General features: G+C 58.4%; 14 protein-coding genes. 7 read left to right on the forward strand and 7 right to left on the reverse strand.

Annotated elements, in window-relative coordinates; translation table 11 throughout:
- The first annotated feature begins 2 nt into the window (after positions 1–2).
- The 5 genes from lpxD (at position 3) to lpxB (ending at position 4,639) form a co-directional block, all read left to right on the forward strand.
- On the forward strand, positions 3–1,079 hold the full coding sequence (gene lpxD, locus ABAC402_RS30370) for a UDP-3-O-(3-hydroxymyristoyl)glucosamine N-acyltransferase (protein WP_023449534.1): 1,077 nt from the start codon (positions 3–5) through the stop codon (positions 1,077–1,079).
- Between the two features lie 8 nt (positions 1,080–1,087).
- On the forward strand, positions 1,088–1,594 hold the full coding sequence (fabZ, locus tag ABAC402_RS30375) for a 3-hydroxyacyl-ACP dehydratase FabZ (RefSeq protein ID WP_155847370.1): 507 nt from the start codon (positions 1,088–1,090) through the stop codon (positions 1,592–1,594).
- Complete coding sequence (gene lpxA / locus ABAC402_RS30380; RefSeq protein ID WP_031235574.1) at positions 1,591–2,382, forward strand: acyl-ACP--UDP-N-acetylglucosamine O-acyltransferase; 792 nt, start codon at positions 1,591–1,593, stop codon at positions 2,380–2,382. The genes fabZ and lpxA overlap by 4 nt, the downstream gene beginning before the upstream one ends.
- 258 nt (positions 2,383–2,640) lie before the next feature.
- Positions 2,641–3,477, forward strand: coding sequence for an LpxI family protein (locus ABAC402_RS30385; RefSeq protein ID WP_023449537.1), 837 nt, complete (start codon positions 2,641–2,643; stop codon positions 3,475–3,477).
- Positions 3,470–4,639, forward strand: a complete 1,170-nt coding sequence (gene lpxB, locus ABAC402_RS30390; RefSeq protein WP_031235575.1) for a lipid-A-disaccharide synthase — start codon at positions 3,470–3,472, stop codon at positions 4,637–4,639. The genes ABAC402_RS30385 and lpxB overlap by 8 nt, the downstream gene beginning before the upstream one ends.
- 98 nt (positions 4,640–4,737) lie before the next feature.
- On the opposite strand, the gene gltA is transcribed toward lpxB, so the two are convergent.
- On the reverse strand, positions 4,738–6,027 hold the full coding sequence (gltA, locus tag ABAC402_RS30395; RefSeq protein WP_023449539.1) for a citrate synthase: 1,290 nt from the start codon (positions 6,025–6,027) through the stop codon (positions 4,738–4,740).
- Between the two features lie 450 nt (positions 6,028–6,477).
- Between gltA and ABAC402_RS30400 the strand changes: the two genes are divergently transcribed.
- Positions 6,478–8,586 (forward strand): ComEC/Rec2 family competence protein, encoded by a 2,109-nt coding sequence (locus ABAC402_RS30400; RefSeq protein WP_155847371.1) that lies wholly within the window; start codon positions 6,478–6,480, stop codon positions 8,584–8,586.
- A gap of 203 nt (positions 8,587–8,789) precedes the next feature.
- On the opposite strand, the gene lexA is transcribed toward ABAC402_RS30400, so the two are convergent.
- The 4 genes from lexA to ABAC402_RS30420 form a co-directional block, all read right to left on the reverse strand.
- Positions 8,790–9,491, reverse strand: coding sequence for a transcriptional repressor LexA (gene lexA / locus ABAC402_RS30405; RefSeq protein ID WP_023449541.1), 702 nt, complete (start codon positions 9,489–9,491; stop codon positions 8,790–8,792).
- A gap of 87 nt (positions 9,492–9,578) precedes the next feature.
- Positions 9,579–10,373 carry an indole-3-glycerol phosphate synthase TrpC gene (trpC, locus tag ABAC402_RS30410; RefSeq protein ID WP_023449542.1) on the reverse strand — a complete coding sequence of 265 codons (795 nt, stop codon included), beginning with the start codon at positions 10,371–10,373 and terminating at the stop codon, positions 9,579–9,581.
- A 75-nt stretch (positions 10,374–10,448) separates the two neighbouring features.
- The gene (gene trpD, locus ABAC402_RS30415) at positions 10,449–11,468 is read right to left on the reverse strand and encodes an anthranilate phosphoribosyltransferase (RefSeq protein ID WP_023449543.1); all 1,020 of its coding nucleotides are present in this window, start codon (positions 11,466–11,468) and stop codon (positions 10,449–10,451) included.
- Positions 11,461–12,054 carry an aminodeoxychorismate/anthranilate synthase component II gene (locus ABAC402_RS30420; RefSeq protein WP_023449544.1) on the reverse strand — a complete coding sequence of 198 codons (594 nt, stop codon included), beginning with the start codon at positions 12,052–12,054 and terminating at the stop codon, positions 11,461–11,463. Before ABAC402_RS30420 ends, trpD begins: the two co-directional genes overlap by 8 nt.
- 134 nt (positions 12,055–12,188) lie before the next feature.
- Between ABAC402_RS30420 and ABAC402_RS30425 the strand changes: the two genes are divergently transcribed.
- Positions 12,189–12,431, forward strand: coding sequence for a hypothetical protein (locus tag ABAC402_RS30425; protein ID WP_023449545.1), 243 nt, complete (start codon positions 12,189–12,191; stop codon positions 12,429–12,431).
- Between the two features lie 110 nt (positions 12,432–12,541).
- On the opposite strand, the gene trpE is transcribed toward ABAC402_RS30425, so the two are convergent.
- Positions 12,542–14,044, reverse strand: coding sequence for an anthranilate synthase component I (gene trpE / locus ABAC402_RS30430; RefSeq protein WP_023449546.1), 1,503 nt, complete (start codon positions 14,042–14,044; stop codon positions 12,542–12,544).
- Positions 14,045–14,055: 11 nt separating this feature from the next.
- Positions 14,056–16,002: a peptidylprolyl isomerase gene (locus ABAC402_RS30435; protein ID WP_023449547.1), complete on the reverse strand. Its 1,947-nt coding sequence runs from the start codon at positions 16,000–16,002 to the stop codon at positions 14,056–14,058.
- Positions 16,003–16,097 lie beyond the last annotated feature (95 nt).

The raw sequence follows: 16,097 nt of genomic DNA on the forward strand, positions 1-16,097 counted from the left end.
TTATGCCTGATTTGCGCTTTTTTGATATCGGTTCAAAAATAGACCTCGATCAGGTGGCGGTTTTGACATCGACGCGCCTGGGTATTCCGGGCAGGAAGGGGAGCGGGTTCGTAACGGCCTGCGCCCCTTTGTCGTTGGGCGGGCCGGGTAAGGCGGCATTCTTTTCGGATCGCCGCTACTTGACCAACCTTCACAGAACCGAAGCTGAGTTCGTCTTCGTCCATTCCGACTATATCGACCACGTTCCGAAAAAAAGTGTGCCGATTATCAGCCAGGCACCGCAGGCATCGTGGGCCCGTCTGGCTGCCAGGCTGTACCGGCCAAGGATGCACGACGGCCCTTCGCCAATCCATTCCAGCGTCCGGAGTGAAGACGGTGTCACCTTAGGGGTAGGCGTTGTGATTGGCCAGGATGTTGAGATCGGGGCAGGAACGCGTATTGAAGCCTATGCGGTAATCGGTCCGGGCGTCCGTATTGGCCGCGACTGTCATATCGGCGCCCACAGCACCATTTACTGCGCCTTGCTGGGCGATCGTGTGCATCTGGCATCGGGCGTGCGAATCGGCGAGGCCGGTTTTGGCGTGTCTGGCGATGCCCGCGGCCTGGTTGACGTGCCGCAATTGGGGCGGGTTATCCTTCAGGACGATGTCAGTATCGGCGCAGGGACCTGCGTTGACCGCGGCGCCTTTGAGGACACGATCATCGGTGAAGCGACAAAGATCGACAATATGGTCCAGATTGCACACAATGTGCGTATAGGACGCAACTGTATCGTGGCGGCACATTCCGGCCTCTCGGGTTCGGTCAAGGTCGGTGACGGCGCCATGTTCGGCGGGCGTGCCGGAATTATCGACCATATTGAAATTGGGGTTGGTGCCAAGGTTGCCGCTGGGGCAATTGTGTTCAAGGATGTTCCACCCGGTGCAATGGTATCGGGCTTCCCGGCCAAGCCGTCGCGTCAGTTTCTGCGAGAAGTGGTGTGGCTGGAAAAAAATGCGGCGGCGAAAGAGTCAGGGAAGGATTCTGTTAGGGATTCTGGCAAGGACTCGAATAAGGACTCCGGCAAGGACAAAGGATGATGGATACGATGACCACGACTGACCAAGATGTGCCGGGTGCGAAGCTGGAGGCGGGGACTCCGGCGGCAGGTGTGTCGGTGGACTATGCCGAAATCCTGAAGCGTATTCCGCATCGCTATCCGTTCCTGTTGGTCGACCGCGGCGAGAATTGGGTCAAGAACAAGTCGATGACGGGTATCAAGAACGTCACCTTCAATGAGCCGTTCTTCGCTGGGCACTTCCCGGAAAATCCGGTCATGCCCGGTGTGTTGCTGATCGAGGCCATGGGCCAGACTGGTGCCGTGCTGATGTCGAAATCTTTGGACGTAGAAGTTGAAGGCAAGACCATCTTCTTTATGTCGGTGGATGGTGTACGGTTCCGCAGTCCGGTGCGACCGGGCGACGTGGTGCGCATGCCGGTAGAGGTGGTACGGCATCGCGGCGATGTCTTTAAGTTCCGCGGCGAGGCCTATGTCGGCGACAAGATCGTCTGCGAGGCGGAGTTTGCGGCCATGGTGGTCGAGAGTCCCAAATGACAGTTACCATTCACCCGACGGCGATTGTGCACGAAGGGGCCAAGTTGGGGGAGGGAGTTCACGTCGGTCCCTACAGCATCGTCGGTCCCCACGTGACACTTAAAGACCGGGTGAACCTGAAATCCCACGTGGTGATCGACGGGATCACCGAAATCGGGTCTGAGTCAGTTATCCACCCGTTTGCCTGTTTGGGTGGTCCGCCGCAACATCTGGCGCACAAGGGCGAACCGACACGACTGGTCGTCGGTGAGCGCAACCTGGTCCGCGAGCACGTCATCATGCATACCGGAACCGAAAAGGGCGGTGGGGTCACGCAGGTCGGCAACGACTGCATGTTCATGTCGGGGTCTGGCATCGCCCATGACTGTATTTTGGGCAACAATGTCATTCTGGCCAACCTGGCCAGCGTCGGCGGCCATGTAAAGATCGGTGATTTTGTGTTTCTCGGCGGGTCGTGCGCTGTGCATCAGTTCGCGCGACTGGGCCGGTATTGCTTTATCGGCGGTGGCGCCGTCGTGACCAAGGACGTCATTCCGTATGGGTCGGTGTGGGGCAACCACGCACGGCTGGAAGGCCTGAACCTGGTCGGGCTGAAGCGGCGCGGGTTCTCCCGTGAGTTGATCCTGGCTCTGCGGACAGCCTATCGCATGATGTTTGCTGAGGAAGGCACCTTTCAGGAACGGCTGGACGATGTGCTGGAGAATTTTTCGGATATCGACCAGGTCGTGGAGATCGTGCAGTTTATCCGAGAAGATTCGACGCGGCCGATCTGTTTGCCATCGGATTGACGCTGTCGTGGTGCGGGGTGCGGGGCCGTGACCCCACATTTCCTGAAATGTCTTTTTGCTGCACGGCCCTTTAGAGCGCAATCCGATAAAGTGTGACGCACTTTTCGGATAAATTGCGCGACAAAACAAAAACTTAGAGCGGGGTTTTGATTCCATCAAAACTCATCCCGCTCTAGTGCCGGACAACAGAAAGAATTTAAAGACGTGGGGCACCAATAAGCGTTCTTTGGCCCCACACCCCATTACAGGACAGAGCTAATGTCGACTTCCAACAAACTCGCCCTGATCTCTGGCGGCGGCGGCTTGCCCGTAGACGTCGCCAACTACCTCAACAAAATTCAACGGCAGTACACGGTCGTCCGCATCGAAGGTCTTTCTGACCCTCAGCTTGATGACCATCCGGGCCATACCCTGGGTCTTGGTGACTTCGCCAAACTGTTCGAAATCCTGGCTGCCGAACAATGCAAGGCTGTCACCATGTGCGGTTACGTACAGCGCCCTGACTTTGACGACATGAAGAAGGAACACGGTACCGACCACCTGAGCAGCATTCAGTCGGCCGGTCGTGGCGGCGACGATTCTCTCCTGCGCCAGGTCGCCAAGGTCATTGCCTCCCAAGGCTACCACATTGAAGGCGCCCACGAAGCTAACCCCGAACTCCTCATCGGGCGAGGTCTGCAGGCCGGCCCCGACCCGTCGCCCGAAGCCATGGCAGACGCTCAGGAAGCCATGCGTATCGCCACCGCCATCGGTGCGCTCGACATTGGCCAGGCTGTCGTCGTTGCCGACCACATCACCCTGGCCGTCGAAGCCCAGGAGGGCACTCAGAACATGTTACGCAGGATCGCTTCGCTTTCACCAGTCTTGCGGGGTTCAATTGCAAATCGCAAGGGGGTTGTCGCCAAGGTGGCCAAGCCTATTCAGGACCTCCGCCTCGACATGCCGACTATCGGAGTCTCGACTATTGAAGATGCTGCCGCCGCCGGCCTTAGCGGCATAGTCGCCCGCGCCGGCCACCTCCTGGTTGTCGATAAGGCCACAACCCACGCGCGCGCCGCAGAACTGGGCGTCTTCCTCTACGGTCACCATGACTAAGCCGCTCAAAATCATGCTGATCGCCGCCGAAGCCTCCGGCGACATGCTGGGCGCGGGCCTGATGGTCGAACTGCGCAAGCAGGCCCCCGAGATCGACTTTACGTTTGTCGGCGTTGGTGGCGCCCGCATGGCTGAACAAGGCGTCCAAAGCCCCTTCGATATCGCCCAATTGTCCATCCTGGGCATGTTGGAAGGCCTCAAGGCCTTGCCGCGCGTCAACGCCCGGGTCCTTGACACGGCTGCACTGGCTAGAGCCGAGAAGCCTGATGCGGTCGTGCTGATCGACTCGTGGGGTTTCACTCTGCGCGCGGCCAATGCCATCCGAAAGATCATGCCCGAGGTGCCGCTGATCAAATATGTCGGCCCTCAGGTTTGGGCGACCCGACCGGGCCGAGCTAAGACACTGGCCAAGGCCGTCGACATGCTGTTGGCGCTACACCCGATGGACGCGCCTTATTTCGAACGCGAAGGTCTCAAAACCGTCGTTGTCGGCAATCCGGCCCTCAATGTCGACTTTTCCCGGGCCGATCCCGCTGCCTTCCGCCGCAAAATCGGCATAACGCCTGACGCGCCCATGCTGATGGTGTTGCCGGGTTCGCGGCCGGGCGAGATCAAGCGGTTGATGCCGACCTTTATTGACACCTTGCTGGCGCTTGGCAAGGCGCGTACCGATCTGACCATGGTCATGCCGGTGGCGGAAACCGTCCGCAACCTGGTGGTTCCTGCCGTCTCCGGCCTGCCGTTGCGTCTTCACCTGATAGAAAACGAAGACGACAAATATTCCGCGATGCAGGCGGCAACCCTGGCCCTGGCCTGTTCCGGCACCGTCTCGACCGAACTGGCCCTGGCCGGCTGTCCCATGATCATTGCCTATAAGGTCGAGCCGCTGACCTGGTGGATTTTCAAGACCATTGCGACGATCAAATACGTGACCCTGTTCAATATTACAGCCGGCAAGGAGATCGCGCCGGAATTCATCCAGCCCACTTGCACACCGGAAAACCTGCTGGACGCCGTCAACGAACGGCTCGACGATGCGGTTTTACGGGGCAACCAGATCGACGAACAGTTCAAGGCCCTGGATCTGATGGGCCGTGGTCAAAGACCGCCGGCCGAAAAAGCGGCAAGGGCGGTGATAGATTTCCTCGGCGTCTCAGCCTAGAGCGGAATGGCTTTAGGTAGAATCGCCATCTCGCTCTAGCTTTTTGTTTTTTCGCGCAATTTTCCCGAAAAGTGCGTCACACTTTATCTGATTACGCTCTAGCCTCGCGACGAAATTGGTGTGTAATTGCGCTCTGTTGCACCGGTATAGAGTTGCCGCGGGCGGCCGATCTTCTGCGACGGATCCTCTATCATTTCCTTCCATTGGGCAATCCAGCCGACCGTGCGCGCCAGGGCGAACAGCACAGTGAACATTGTGGTCGGGAAGCCCATGGCCGACAGGGTAATGCCGGAATAGAAATCGACGTTCGGATACAGCTTGCGTTCGATGAAGAAGTCGTCGTTCAGCGCCACCTGCTCCAGTTCCTTGGCAACCTGCAGGAGTGGATCGTTAGGATCGCCAACCGCTGCCAGGACTTCGTCGGCCGACTGCTTCATCACCGTAGCACGCGGATCATAGTTCTTGTACACCCGGTGGCCAAAGCCCATCAGGCGGTATTTGCGGTCCTTGACACCGGCGACAAACTCCTTAACCCGTTCAGGCGTGCCGATTTCCTTAAGCATGTTTAGCGCTTCTTCGTTGGCGCCACCATGGCTGGGGCCCCACAGGCAGGCAATACCGGCTGCGATACAGGCGAAGGGATTGGCACCCGAAGATCCTGCCAGGCGGACAGTCGAGGTCGAAGCGTTCTGTTCGTGGTCGGCATGCAGGATGAAGATGCGGTCCATCGCCTTGGCCACGACCGGATTGACGACATACTCCTCTGCCGGAACGGCAAAACACATGCGCAGGAAGTTTTCCGGATAGCTCAGCTTGTTGAGCGGATGCACGAACGGCTGGCCGATGCTGTATTTGAAAGCCCGTGCCGCGATGGTCGGCATCTTGGCGATCAGACGGTGCGCCGAAATTTCGCGTTGGCGCAGATCATGAATGTCCAGACTGTCGTGGTAGAAGGCCGACAGGGCGCCAACAGCGCCGGTCATAACGGCCATAGGGTGGGCGTCGCGGCGGAAGCCTGAGAAGAAGCGGTCGAACTGTTCGTGCAGCATGGTGTGACGGGTGATCGTCGTTTCGAACTCTTCGTACTCGGACGCCTTGGGCAACTCGCCGTGGAGCAGCAGGTAGCAAACTTCAAGGAAACTGGATTTTTCGGCAAGCTGACCGATCGGATAGCCACGGTGCAGCAGGACGCCGGCGTCGCCATCGATAAAAGTGATCTTGCTCTCGCACGACGCTGTCGAGGTAAAGCCCGGGTCGTAGGTAAAGGCATCGGTTTCAGCGTACAGCTTCCGGATGTCGAGAACGTCCGGACCAAGCGTGCCTTTCGAAATGGGGAGACTGATCGTTTTGTCGCCAAGGGTCAGTTGAGCAGGAGAAGTCTGGGTCATGTACGCTTGCCCCTAAAAATTTTGTGTTTGTGCGGCGCAATGAGATTTGCGTTGCGCCTGCTATATAAACTGTGATCCCAAATGAAAAGAGGGTGGTTAAGGATTGTACCGATCCAACGCCCCAAAGCAGGCAAAAAATCTGCGCAAATGAGCGTTCACGCAACTTGAAGTATCAGCCCGTTCGCCCGGGCAGACCAGATACGTGTTGATAACCCATTCAATCCTATTGATGTTTCCAAAAAACTCTTAGAGCGGGTCCGCTTGCGACGTACACGTTTTTGTGAAAACGCTCATGGTCGTAAAGGTGCTGAACCTGCCGCATTTTTATTGGACTTGCCGCGGGGGAGCGGTCGTGGTCAAGTGTTTTGGCATTTTCGGCAATCGGGGGTAGTTTTGCGACGCCTGTCGTGGCCTAACAGGGAAGACCTCAAGGCAGGTTTGTCAACGATTGTGTCTGCCCAGAGCGGCCGCATCGTTTTGTGGCTGCCTGTTGCCCTGGCGTTTGGCGCAGCCTTCTATCTTGAGCTACGGCATGAGCCGGACTGGCCATGGCTTATCGTTCCCGGCGGGCTGATGCTGGCCGCCCTACCCCTGATACTTCGCTTTAGCAGTTCCAGCTATCTCTATAATCTAATTTTGCTTTTGGTGATGTTCTCAGCTGGAACATTGATTGCGAAACTGCGCACGGAACAGGTCCGTGCTCCGGTTCTGAGCCCCTATGAAACCCAATACAATGTGACGGCCTTCATCGTCGACAACATTTCGCCCTCGGCCGACAAGCCGCGATTGTTGCTGGCGCCGATTGCCGTGCGTGGTTTGAGGTCACACGAAACCCCGGTGCGACTGCGCGTGACATTTCGGCCCGGCACCATCGAGGCGGCCGATATCAAACCGGGCGATGCGATCTCTGTCTTCGCCCTGCTCAATCCACCGCCGTCACCATCCATGCCGGGCGGCTACGACTTCGCCCGCCATGCCTGGTTTCAGGGTGTCGGAGGCGTGGGCTTCGTCCCCGGAAAGATCGAGCGGATAGATGTTGCGCCGCAGAGTCTGCGCTTGGCACTCATGCTTCAGCTTAACCGCGCCCGATGGGAGTTGACGCAAACCCTGGTACGCCAGATTACACCGGGGTTTCAGGATGGTGAAGCCTTAGGCGGGTTTGCCGCAGCGCTCGTGACCGGCCATGAGGCCTTCCTGCCGGAACAGCTGATCAGCCATATGAGAGACTCAGGTCTGGCGCACATATTGTCGATTTCTGGCGTTCACATGGCGGTTGTCGGCGGCTTCATCTTCTTCCTTCTGCGCGGTGCAATGGCTGCAATACCAGCACTCGCCTTGCGTATACCGGTCAAAAAATTCGCCGCCGCCGTCAGCATTGTCTGCGTCCTGGCATATCTGGCGATATCAGGCGCACCGGCGCCGGCCGTGCGGGCAGCCGTAGTCGCCAGCGTCGCCTTCGCCGCAATCCTGTTCGACCGCCGGGCGCTAAGTCTGCGTGCGCTGGCCATTGCGGCCTTGTTCGTCATCATATTGACCCCGGAAGCCGTGATTCAACCGGGTTTCCAGATGTCATTCTGCGCTACCGCCGCACTGCTGGCCTTGGCAGAAACCATAAGACCCGAGATCCGCGAAATCAGCGTGCCGCTTTGGGTCCGTGCGGTCCAGGCATCGTTAAACGGCACCAAACTATCTCTGGTCGCTTCGCTTGTCGCAACCCTGGCCACGACACCCTTCGCCATTGCCTATTTCAATCGGTTCTCAGTTTACAGCTTGCTGTCCAACCTCCTGGAGGCGCCGATCACAGCCTTTGTCGTCATGCCGGCCCTGGCATTGGGGACGGTCCTCTCGGCGACGCCCATTGGCTGGATATGTCTGCGTGTAGCCGCGGGCGGATTGTGGCTGATCGCTCAAATCGCCGCCTGGACCTCCGGCCTGCCGCACGCTGTCATTACCTGGCCATCCGCGCCAGGCTTTGTGCTGGTCCTGGCCTGTCTCGGCTTGATGTGGGTCTGCCTGATCCGCGGTAGGGTGCGTTGGGCAGGGGTATTGCTGGCTTCGACTATTGTATGGTGGCCGCGACTGGAAGCGACCGACATCTGGATTGACCCGCAAGGCGGCAATGCCGCGATACGTGTCGACACTAGCGCCTATGTTCTGCGGCCCAAGGTGCGTCAGTACGGTTTCGAGCAATGGACGCAGCACTATGGTCTGAGCAAGCTGGACCAGGCCTCGCGCGACCGTGACTATGTCTGCCAGGGTTACGGGTGCGTGCCCAAAGCTTCCAATCCAGTAAAGGTCGGCTTCTGGTTCAGCAACAAACCGCCCAACGCCAAACGTCTGGCCGAACTCTGTGGCGCCAGTACCCTGATTGTCATGCGAAATCCGGTCGGGGACTGGCCGCAGGTCTGTGCAGGCGTCAACCGCATCAGCGCTGGTGACTTCCGTCGTCTCGGTGCGCTGGAACTGACGCGCCAGGATAAGGGCTGGGCTATCAAGGCTGCTCAGCCCTTTCGCGGCCATCGCTATTGGTCTTCAGTGTCCGAAGCTGATGTATTTTAGAGCGCCGGTCAAACTTCATCAGAAGCGCACTCTTTTATTCGCGCAATTTATCCGAAAAGGGGAGCGCCCGTGCGGTGGCATCCACTTTATCGGATTGCGCTCTAGAGCGGGATGGCTTTAGGTAGAATCGCCATCTCGCTCTAAGTTTTTGTTTTGTCGCGCAATTTATCCAAAAAGTGCTGCACACTTTGTCGGATTGCGCTCTAGTGATAGCGGCGCATCAATCCAACTAACCGGCCCTGAATCTTGACCTGGCCGTCGTTGTATATCTGCGTCTTGTAGGCTGGGTTAGCGGCTTCCAGGGCGATCGAAGCCCCTTTCTTGCGCAGGCGCTTCAAGGTGGCCGTCTCGTCATCAACCAAGGCAACGATGATCTCGCCGGAGTGGGCAGTGTCGGTCTTCTTGATGACGACGTAGTCGCCATTGAGGATTCCGGCATGAATCATCGAATCGCCTTCGATCTCCAATATGTAGTGCTCACCCGCTCCAAGCATAGATTCCGGTACGCGTAACCTGTCGCGCTCCAGCCCCATGGCTTCGATCGGAACACCGGCGGCGATCTTGCCCAGCAAAGGAAGTTCGCGGGTATCGTCGTTGCTGGCTTTTGCCGTATCGGCAAACTGGCGCGTACTTTCGACCACTTGCGGCACAAAAGTCTGCCGGCCGCGCGGTGGGGCCGAGGTGGTCGCCTGATCTGGAAGTTTGATTACCTCCAGCGCCCGTGCCCGATGCGCCAGGCGGCGAATGAAGCCGCGCTCTTCCAGCGCCGTGATCAAGCGGTGAATCCCGGACTTGGAGGCGAGGTCAAGCGCCTCCTTCATTTCGTCAAAGGAGGGGGAGACACCGCCTTCCTTTATCCGCTCGTGAATGAACATCAGCAGTTCGCGTTGTTTGGTCGTCAGCATATCAGAACACCCGCGGCTCAGCTGTCCCGGTCGTCGGGAACAAGTCATGAACTCATGGTCGATGTTCTATATGTGTTCCGGTTAATGTCAAGTTAGCGCCAACAGATTTTTGGTGGCTTCCGTCACATCGCCTTGCCGCATAAGGCTTTCGCCGACTAACATTGCCGTTGCCCCGGTCGCCGTCAGTCTTTGTACGTCGAAAGGTGTGAAGATACCACTTTCCGAGACCAGGACATGGTCAGGAGAGACCCTGTTGGCCAGGATTTCCGTCGTCTGTAGGTCAACGTTAAAATCTCTGAGATTACGATTATTTATACCGATTAGCTTCGATTTCAAGTGAAGGGCCCGATCCATCTCATCAGCGTCGTGGACCTCAACAAGGGCGTCCATACCGTAGTCATGGGCGGCATCGATCAAGTCCGCCGCCAAAGCATCGTCGATCATGGCCATGATAACCAGAATCGCATCGGCACCCAACGCACGCGATTCGGTAACCTGCCAGGTATCGACCAGGAACTCCTTGCGGATGCAGGGCAGGGTGACGGCCGATCGTGCGGACTGGAAGTGCGATTCGTGACCCAGGAAACTGGGGTTGTCGGTGAGAATCGACAGGCACGAGGCTCCACCGGTCTGATAGCATTGGGCAAGGAAGGCCGGGTCGAAATCCCCCCGAATCAGTCCCTTGGATGGGCTTGCCTTTTTGATCTCAGCGATCAAAGACAGGCTTTGCGGAGGCTTGCCCTCGATCAGGGCGCGCATAAAGCCGCGCGTGGGACCTGCTGCCTCGACCTGCGAGTCGAGTTCAGTGAGCGTCGTCTTTGAACGCCGCTGGGCGACGTCTTCGCGTTTATAGGCAGCGATGCGGTCCAGAATATCGACCATGCCAACTCCATTTACTAATTTGCAGGCTTATCACGCTCCGCCGGACGATGGGAACTGAAGTCTTGCGTTAGGGATTTATGAGCCTGCCTGTGTAATGGCGGCCAGTTTGGCCAGGGCTTGCCGGGCCTTGCCGCTGTCGATCGTGTCGGCAGCCAGCGCGATGCCATCTTCAAGGGTTTCCACCGCGTCGCCAACCATGAAGGCGGCGGCAGCATTAAGCAGGACGATATCGCGATAAGCGCCTTGTTCACCGTCAAGCAAGGCGCGCATGGCAGCGGCATTGTGTTCCGGTGCGCCGCCGACCAGATCGGCGAGGGCCGCGCGGGGCAGGCCGACGGCTTCGGGCGTAATCCGAAACAGGCGGAGACTGCCCTTATGCCATTCCGCGACCTCGGTTTCACCGGTCGTTGTCAATTCATCAAGGCCGGAGCCGTGCACAGACCAGGCGCGAGTTGCGCCCAGTGCACCGAGCGCTTGGGCAATCGGCTCGACAAAGCGGACATGGGGCACGCCAACGACTTGGCGCTTCGCACCTGCTGGATTAGATAATGGTCCCAAGAGATTGAAAATAGTGCGAAATCCGAGTTGTTGCCGGATCGGGGAGACATGGCGCATGGCGCCGTGATGGGTCTGCGCGAACAGGAAACAGATGCCGGCTTCGTCCAGCGCCAGACGCTGTTGCTCCAGGGTGGCTTCGAGGTTTACGCCCAGCGCAGCCAGGACATCCGCCGTACCGGACTTGGATGTTATGGCGCGGTTGCCGTGCTTTGCGACCTTCAAGCCGCCACCGGCCGCGACGAACCCGACGGCGGTCGAGATATTGAGTGTATGCAGACCATCGCCGCCGGTGCCACAGACGTCGACCACATCGTATGGATGGTCGAGTTTGATGGCGGCCTGGCGCATGGCGCGGGCGCAGGCGGCGATTTCACCAACGGTTTCACCACGCACGCGTATGGCTGTGACAGCGGCAGCGACCTGAGCCGGCGTGGGCTCGCCGCGCAGGCAGGCGGCAAAGAAGGTTTCGGCGTCGTCCCCGTCCAGGGTAGCCCCATCCGCCAATCGGGCCAGCAGCGGCTTAAATGCGTCAGACATGGAGGTTGTGGCTTTCGATGCCGGCCAGTTCCAGGAAGTTGGCCAGGAGCTGGTGGCCGCCTTCAGTGGCGATCGATTCGGGGTGGAACTGGACGCCATGAATTGGACGCGTCTTGTGCTGTACGCCCATGATTTCACCGTCCTCAGTCCAGGCAGTGACGATCAAGTCCTCAGGCAGAGTTTCCCTTTTTACGGCAAGAGAATGATAACGTGTTGCCGTAAAAGGATTGGGCAAGCCTTTGAATATGCCCGTATTGTTGTGGTGGATCTGTGAGGTTTTCCCATGCATCAGCGTCTTTGCACGAATGACGTCTCCGCCGTAGGCCTGGCCGATTGATTGATGGCCCAGGCAAACACCCAGGACCGGCATGTCTTCGGGGGCGGCACGCAACAGCGGCAGACAGATGCCGGCCTGGTCGGGAGCACATGGGCCTGGGGACAGGAGGATAGCCTTGGGCGCCAGGGCGAGGGCGTCCTGAACGCTGAGCGCGTCGTTACGATAGACCTTGGTATCGGCACCCAACTCGGCCAGGTAGTGGACGAGGTTATAGGTAAAGCTGTCGTAGTTATCGATGACCAGGATCATGGCGCGCCTCCACGTCTCTGTATGTAGGGAAAAGCGGCGACGTTTAAAAGCCTTAAGATTACGACTTATGGTTAAGATTGATTAACTGTTTCGCGGTTTACTGCCGGGTGTGATTTTAACTGTCCAGGTTTGCAATGTCCAACCGCGATCTTCGTCTCGACCACGCTCTCGACCTCCTTGCAGCGCGTTCCAAGCCTCGTAACGGTATGATCGCCATTGTGGCGGTGGCGGGGATTGCTTTATCCGGAGCCTTGCTGGCATCGGTCGCCGGCAGTGAACCGGCCAAACGGGCGCAAGCTGTAACGGAAGCCCCGGCTCAGGCAAAGCCTCAGGCGGACTTCGAGCTGTCGGCCAAGACCGCCGTAGTGGAACACTAGAGCGGGGTTTTGATGGAATCAAAACCCCGCTCTAAGTTTTTGTTTTGTCGCGCAATTTTTCCGTAAACGGGAGCGCCCGTGCAGTGGCGTCCACTTTATCGGATTGCGCTTTAGTTCTTATGGTAGGTGTACCGCCAGGCGTCCTGCGCTGCCTTGATCAGCGCTCCTGCCTTATGGCAGGTCTCTTCATACTCCAACTTGGGCACGCTGTCAGCGACAACCCCGGCGCCCGCCTGGACATAGATCATCTGGTCCTTGAACATCGCCGTTCGCAATACGATACAGACATCAACGCTCCCGGCGCTGCTGATATAGCCTACGCCACCGCCGTAACCGACGCCGCGCTTCACCGTTTCCAACTCGTCGACAATCTCCATTGCCCGCACCTTGGGAGCCCCCGATAGCGTTCCGGCCGGTAAGGCCGCCAGCAGCGCATCAACCGGATCCAGATTGTCCGGCGCATCGCCTTCAACATTCGAGACGATGTGCATAACGTGGCTGTAGCGCTCGATGACGAACTTCTCCGTCACTTTCACCGAAGCGGGCTTGGCCACCCGGCCGACATCGTTGCGTCCCAGGTCCAGCAGCATCAGGTGTTCTGACAACTCCTTCGGATCCGCCAGCAGTTCCTCTTCCAACTGCCTGTCCTGCTCGACTGTTTGACCACGCGGACGCGTACCAGCGATCGGGCGGATGGTCAGTTTGCCGTCGCGCACGCGCACCAAAATTTCCGGCGACGACCCCGCCAATTGGAAATTGCCGAAGTTCAGATAGAACAGGTAAGGCGACGGGTTGTGCCGGCGCAGGCTGCGGTAAAATGCAAAGGGATCCAAAGCATAGGGCGCCTCGAAACGGTGGCTTAGCACCACCTGAAAGATGTCGCCGGCCGCAATATAGGCTTTCGACTGGTTCACCATGCTGCCGAATTCGACCGGCGAGGTGGGCGAAATCAAAGGATTCTGATCGTGATCACGCGGCGTCGGCTGGGCCGCCAGCGGCACCCGAAGGTCGGCCTCAATGGCATCCAGTCGTGCACAGGCCGCGCTATAGGCATCCTGGGCTTGGGCGCCGTCAGGCCACACCGGCGACGCTAACAATATCTCGTGGGCAACATTATCGAACACGCAGATGACGCTGGGCCGAACCACGACAGCATCTGGCAGGGCCAACGGGTCGGGATTGGCCTCACCCAGGGGTTCGATCAACCGTACCAAGTCGTAGCCGAAGACACCGAACAGGCCCGACACCATCGGCGGAAGACCCTCTGGGATGGCCATTTTATTGGCGGCAACCAGGGCGCGCAAACTATCGAGCGTTGTCGCCTGCTCGATTGTATATAACGTTTTGGTTATATATTCCGCACCTTGGGCAATCTCGGCGCGGTCACCAAAACAGCGCCACACCAGGTCGGGATTCAGCGTCAGGATCGAGTACCTGCCCGACAGGGCACCGCCTTCGACCGACTCGAACAGAAAGCTGTAAGGCCTGCCAAGGCCCAGCTTGAGATAGGCCGACACCGGGGTTTCGAGATCATCAATCAGCTTGCGCCAGACGATTTGCGGCTGGCCGGCGTCGTAACCCGATTCGAATTTACTCTGGGCGACGGCAGTCATACCGATCCCTGTCACGATTTGCTCGCCGAAGTCTTGTCCTTCGCCGCGGGTGCCGGGTCGATCCCCAGGGCGCGTTCGGCGATACCGGAATTGCTGTGCGCCTTGATCGCCGCGCGGGCACTGGTCGTGGCGAGGGCGCTCAAATCCCCGCCCACCATCTTGTCCACCTGGGCCTGGGTCATGGCGGCCATGCTGTTGGTCTGGGCTGAATCGCCTTGGGTGACGCCATCGAGACGCCCAATCGCCACAGCGGGTATCTGGCCTTGCTGGGTCGGGATCGGCGTCTCAGCGCGAAAGGTCTCGCCGGCTTTTGACAGGAAAATCCGCCCCATCAGTTCTCTCGGCATCTGCTGCTGTTGGGCCGATTGCCTCGTAACGCCCTTCATTGACCGGACATTTGTCTTATAGCTGGCGGCGACAGCTGCCAGTGACTCGCCTTTGTTCAGGCGCGCCATGGCTTCGTCCGCCTTGGCATTGATCGCGTCCTGCATTTTTTGTGTCATCCACATCATGACAATCTGATCCTGGACTTGGGCCAGTGGGGGAGCGCCCTCGGGTTTGATGGCGACGAGCTTGAGCGCAAAATATTCGCCTTCGCCCAGGGATTCGACGTCGGACGTGCTGCCGACCTGCTGCAGGGCGTAGACACCCTTAACCAAGGGCGCATAGGTCGAATAGTTCGCGTTGGGGTTGGCGGTCCGGCCTTCAGCCGTCATGGGCTCCAACTGGGCCACGCGAAGACCGAGGCGCCGGGCAGCCGCGTCGAAATCCTCTCCCTTGGCCAGGGCGTCGGAAAAATCGTTGGAAGCCTTGTTGAGTTTTTCGGACGCTCGTTCCCGGCGTACCTCCTCAGCCAGTTGTTCGCGAACGCTTTCGAACGACGGCGCCGATCCGATTTTGATCTCACCCATTTTCAGAACGGCGATGGACAACGTACCTTGAACGGGGGGGGAGACTTCGCCGGTCTGCATCTTGAAGGCGGCATCGGCAACCTTGGAATCGGACACTGCGGAACGTGGCTTCAAGGTGTAGGTAATGACTTCGCCCTTGTTGTCCCTGGCTGCCTCTTCCGGGCTGCGACCAGCCTTCAAGGCGCTGGAGATCTTGTTGGCCGCTGCCATGTCAGGGGCGCGAACCTGGACGAAACTCCGGGTTTCCGGAGTGGCCAGCGCTGCGCGGCGGGCTTCGTACACCTTGCGCAGATCATCGTCATTGACGACAATCTCTTGCGTATACTGTGCCGTCGAGAAGGTAATGACCGAAGCCGTGCGCAGTTCCGGCAGTACAAAGCGAGTTTGATTCTCCTTGTAAAAGGCTGCGATCTCGGCTTCGGTGGGCATCGAAGGATTGGCGACATTTTGCGGCGACAGGAAAAAGACGCTGGCGTCGCGCGACTGCAAGGTGAAGGCAGCATCAACCGCAGTAAATACTCGCGGGGCCTTCAGGCCAGCTGCGGCTGTGCTCATAAACTGGCTAATCGCGATCTGGTCGTACAACTCGGCTTCGAATTCCTTGTCGGTCATCTGATTGGTCAGCAACTGCTGCCGATAAGTGTCCATGTCGAAACGGCCGGTGACACTGTTTAGGAAGGCTGGAAACTTCGAAACCTCGGCCAGGATCAGCTTATTCGATGGTTTAACCCCGAGTTTTTGCAACCAGCCGACAATGGCCTTGCGGTCAGTCATTTCGCTCAACAGTCGGGTATGAATTCCGGCTTCAACCAAGGCTTCAGTCGTGACTGACTGTCCCTGCTCTTCGTAAGCGCGCTTTTGCCGTTCGAAGAGGACCTTGAACTGTTGGGCCGTGACCTTTTGCTTCCCCGCGGTAACGACGTTGGTGCCGTTGTTCGAGCCGAGCGCAACATAGGCGCCGCCCGCTCCGACAAAGGAGAGGGCAATAACGACCATGAGTCCCTTGAAAATCCAGGACTTGGTAAACTCGCGCAGGATGCTGATCATGAACCCTAATTCCAACCTGAGAAACGCCGCTTCAAGGCGCCAAAATGTGCCTCCTCTTACGGCACAAATATGGCTGTTACAAAGGGAATTTATTT

It is taken from the genome of Asticcacaulis sp. AC402 (assembly GCF_000495835.1).
Lineage (GTDB): Bacteria > Pseudomonadota > Alphaproteobacteria > Caulobacterales > Caulobacteraceae > Asticcacaulis.

What these genes read in the sequence shown, in the direction of transcription:
- lpxD (WP_023449534.1), top strand. Translation starts at nt 3, where the DNA reads ATGCCTGATTTGCGCTTTTTTGATATCGGTTCAAAAATAGACCTCGAT.
- fabZ (WP_155847370.1), top strand. Translation starts at nt 1,088, where the DNA reads ATGACCACGACTGACCAAGATGTGCCGGGTGCGAAGCTGGAGGCGGGG.
- lpxA (WP_031235574.1), top strand. Translation starts at nt 1,591, where the DNA reads ATGACAGTTACCATTCACCCGACGGCGATTGTGCACGAAGGGGCCAAG.
- ABAC402_RS30385 (WP_023449537.1), top strand. Translation starts at nt 2,641, where the DNA reads ATGTCGACTTCCAACAAACTCGCCCTGATCTCTGGCGGCGGCGGCTTG.
- lpxB (WP_031235575.1), top strand. Translation starts at nt 3,470, where the DNA reads ATGACTAAGCCGCTCAAAATCATGCTGATCGCCGCCGAAGCCTCCGGC.
- gltA (WP_023449539.1), bottom strand. Translation starts at nt 6,027, where the DNA reads ATGACCCAGACTTCTCCTGCTCAACTGACCCTTGGCGACAAAACGATC.
- lexA (WP_023449541.1), bottom strand. Translation starts at nt 9,491, where the DNA reads ATGCTGACGACCAAACAACGCGAACTGCTGATGTTCATTCACGAGCGG.
- trpC (WP_023449542.1), bottom strand. Translation starts at nt 10,373, where the DNA reads ATGGTCGATATTCTGGACCGCATCGCTGCCTATAAACGCGAAGACGTC.
- trpD (WP_023449543.1), bottom strand. Translation starts at nt 11,468, where the DNA reads ATGTCTGACGCATTTAAGCCGCTGCTGGCCCGATTGGCGGATGGGGCT.
- ABAC402_RS30420 (WP_023449544.1), bottom strand. Translation starts at nt 12,054, where the DNA reads ATGATCCTGGTCATCGATAACTACGACAGCTTTACCTATAACCTCGTC.
- ABAC402_RS30425 (WP_023449545.1), top strand. Translation starts at nt 12,189, where the DNA reads ATGTCCAACCGCGATCTTCGTCTCGACCACGCTCTCGACCTCCTTGCA.
- trpE (WP_023449546.1), bottom strand. Translation starts at nt 14,044, where the DNA reads ATGACTGCCGTCGCCCAGAGTAAATTCGAATCGGGTTACGACGCCGGC.
- ABAC402_RS30435 (WP_023449547.1), bottom strand. Translation starts at nt 16,002, where the DNA reads ATGATCAGCATCCTGCGCGAGTTTACCAAGTCCTGGATTTTCAAGGGA.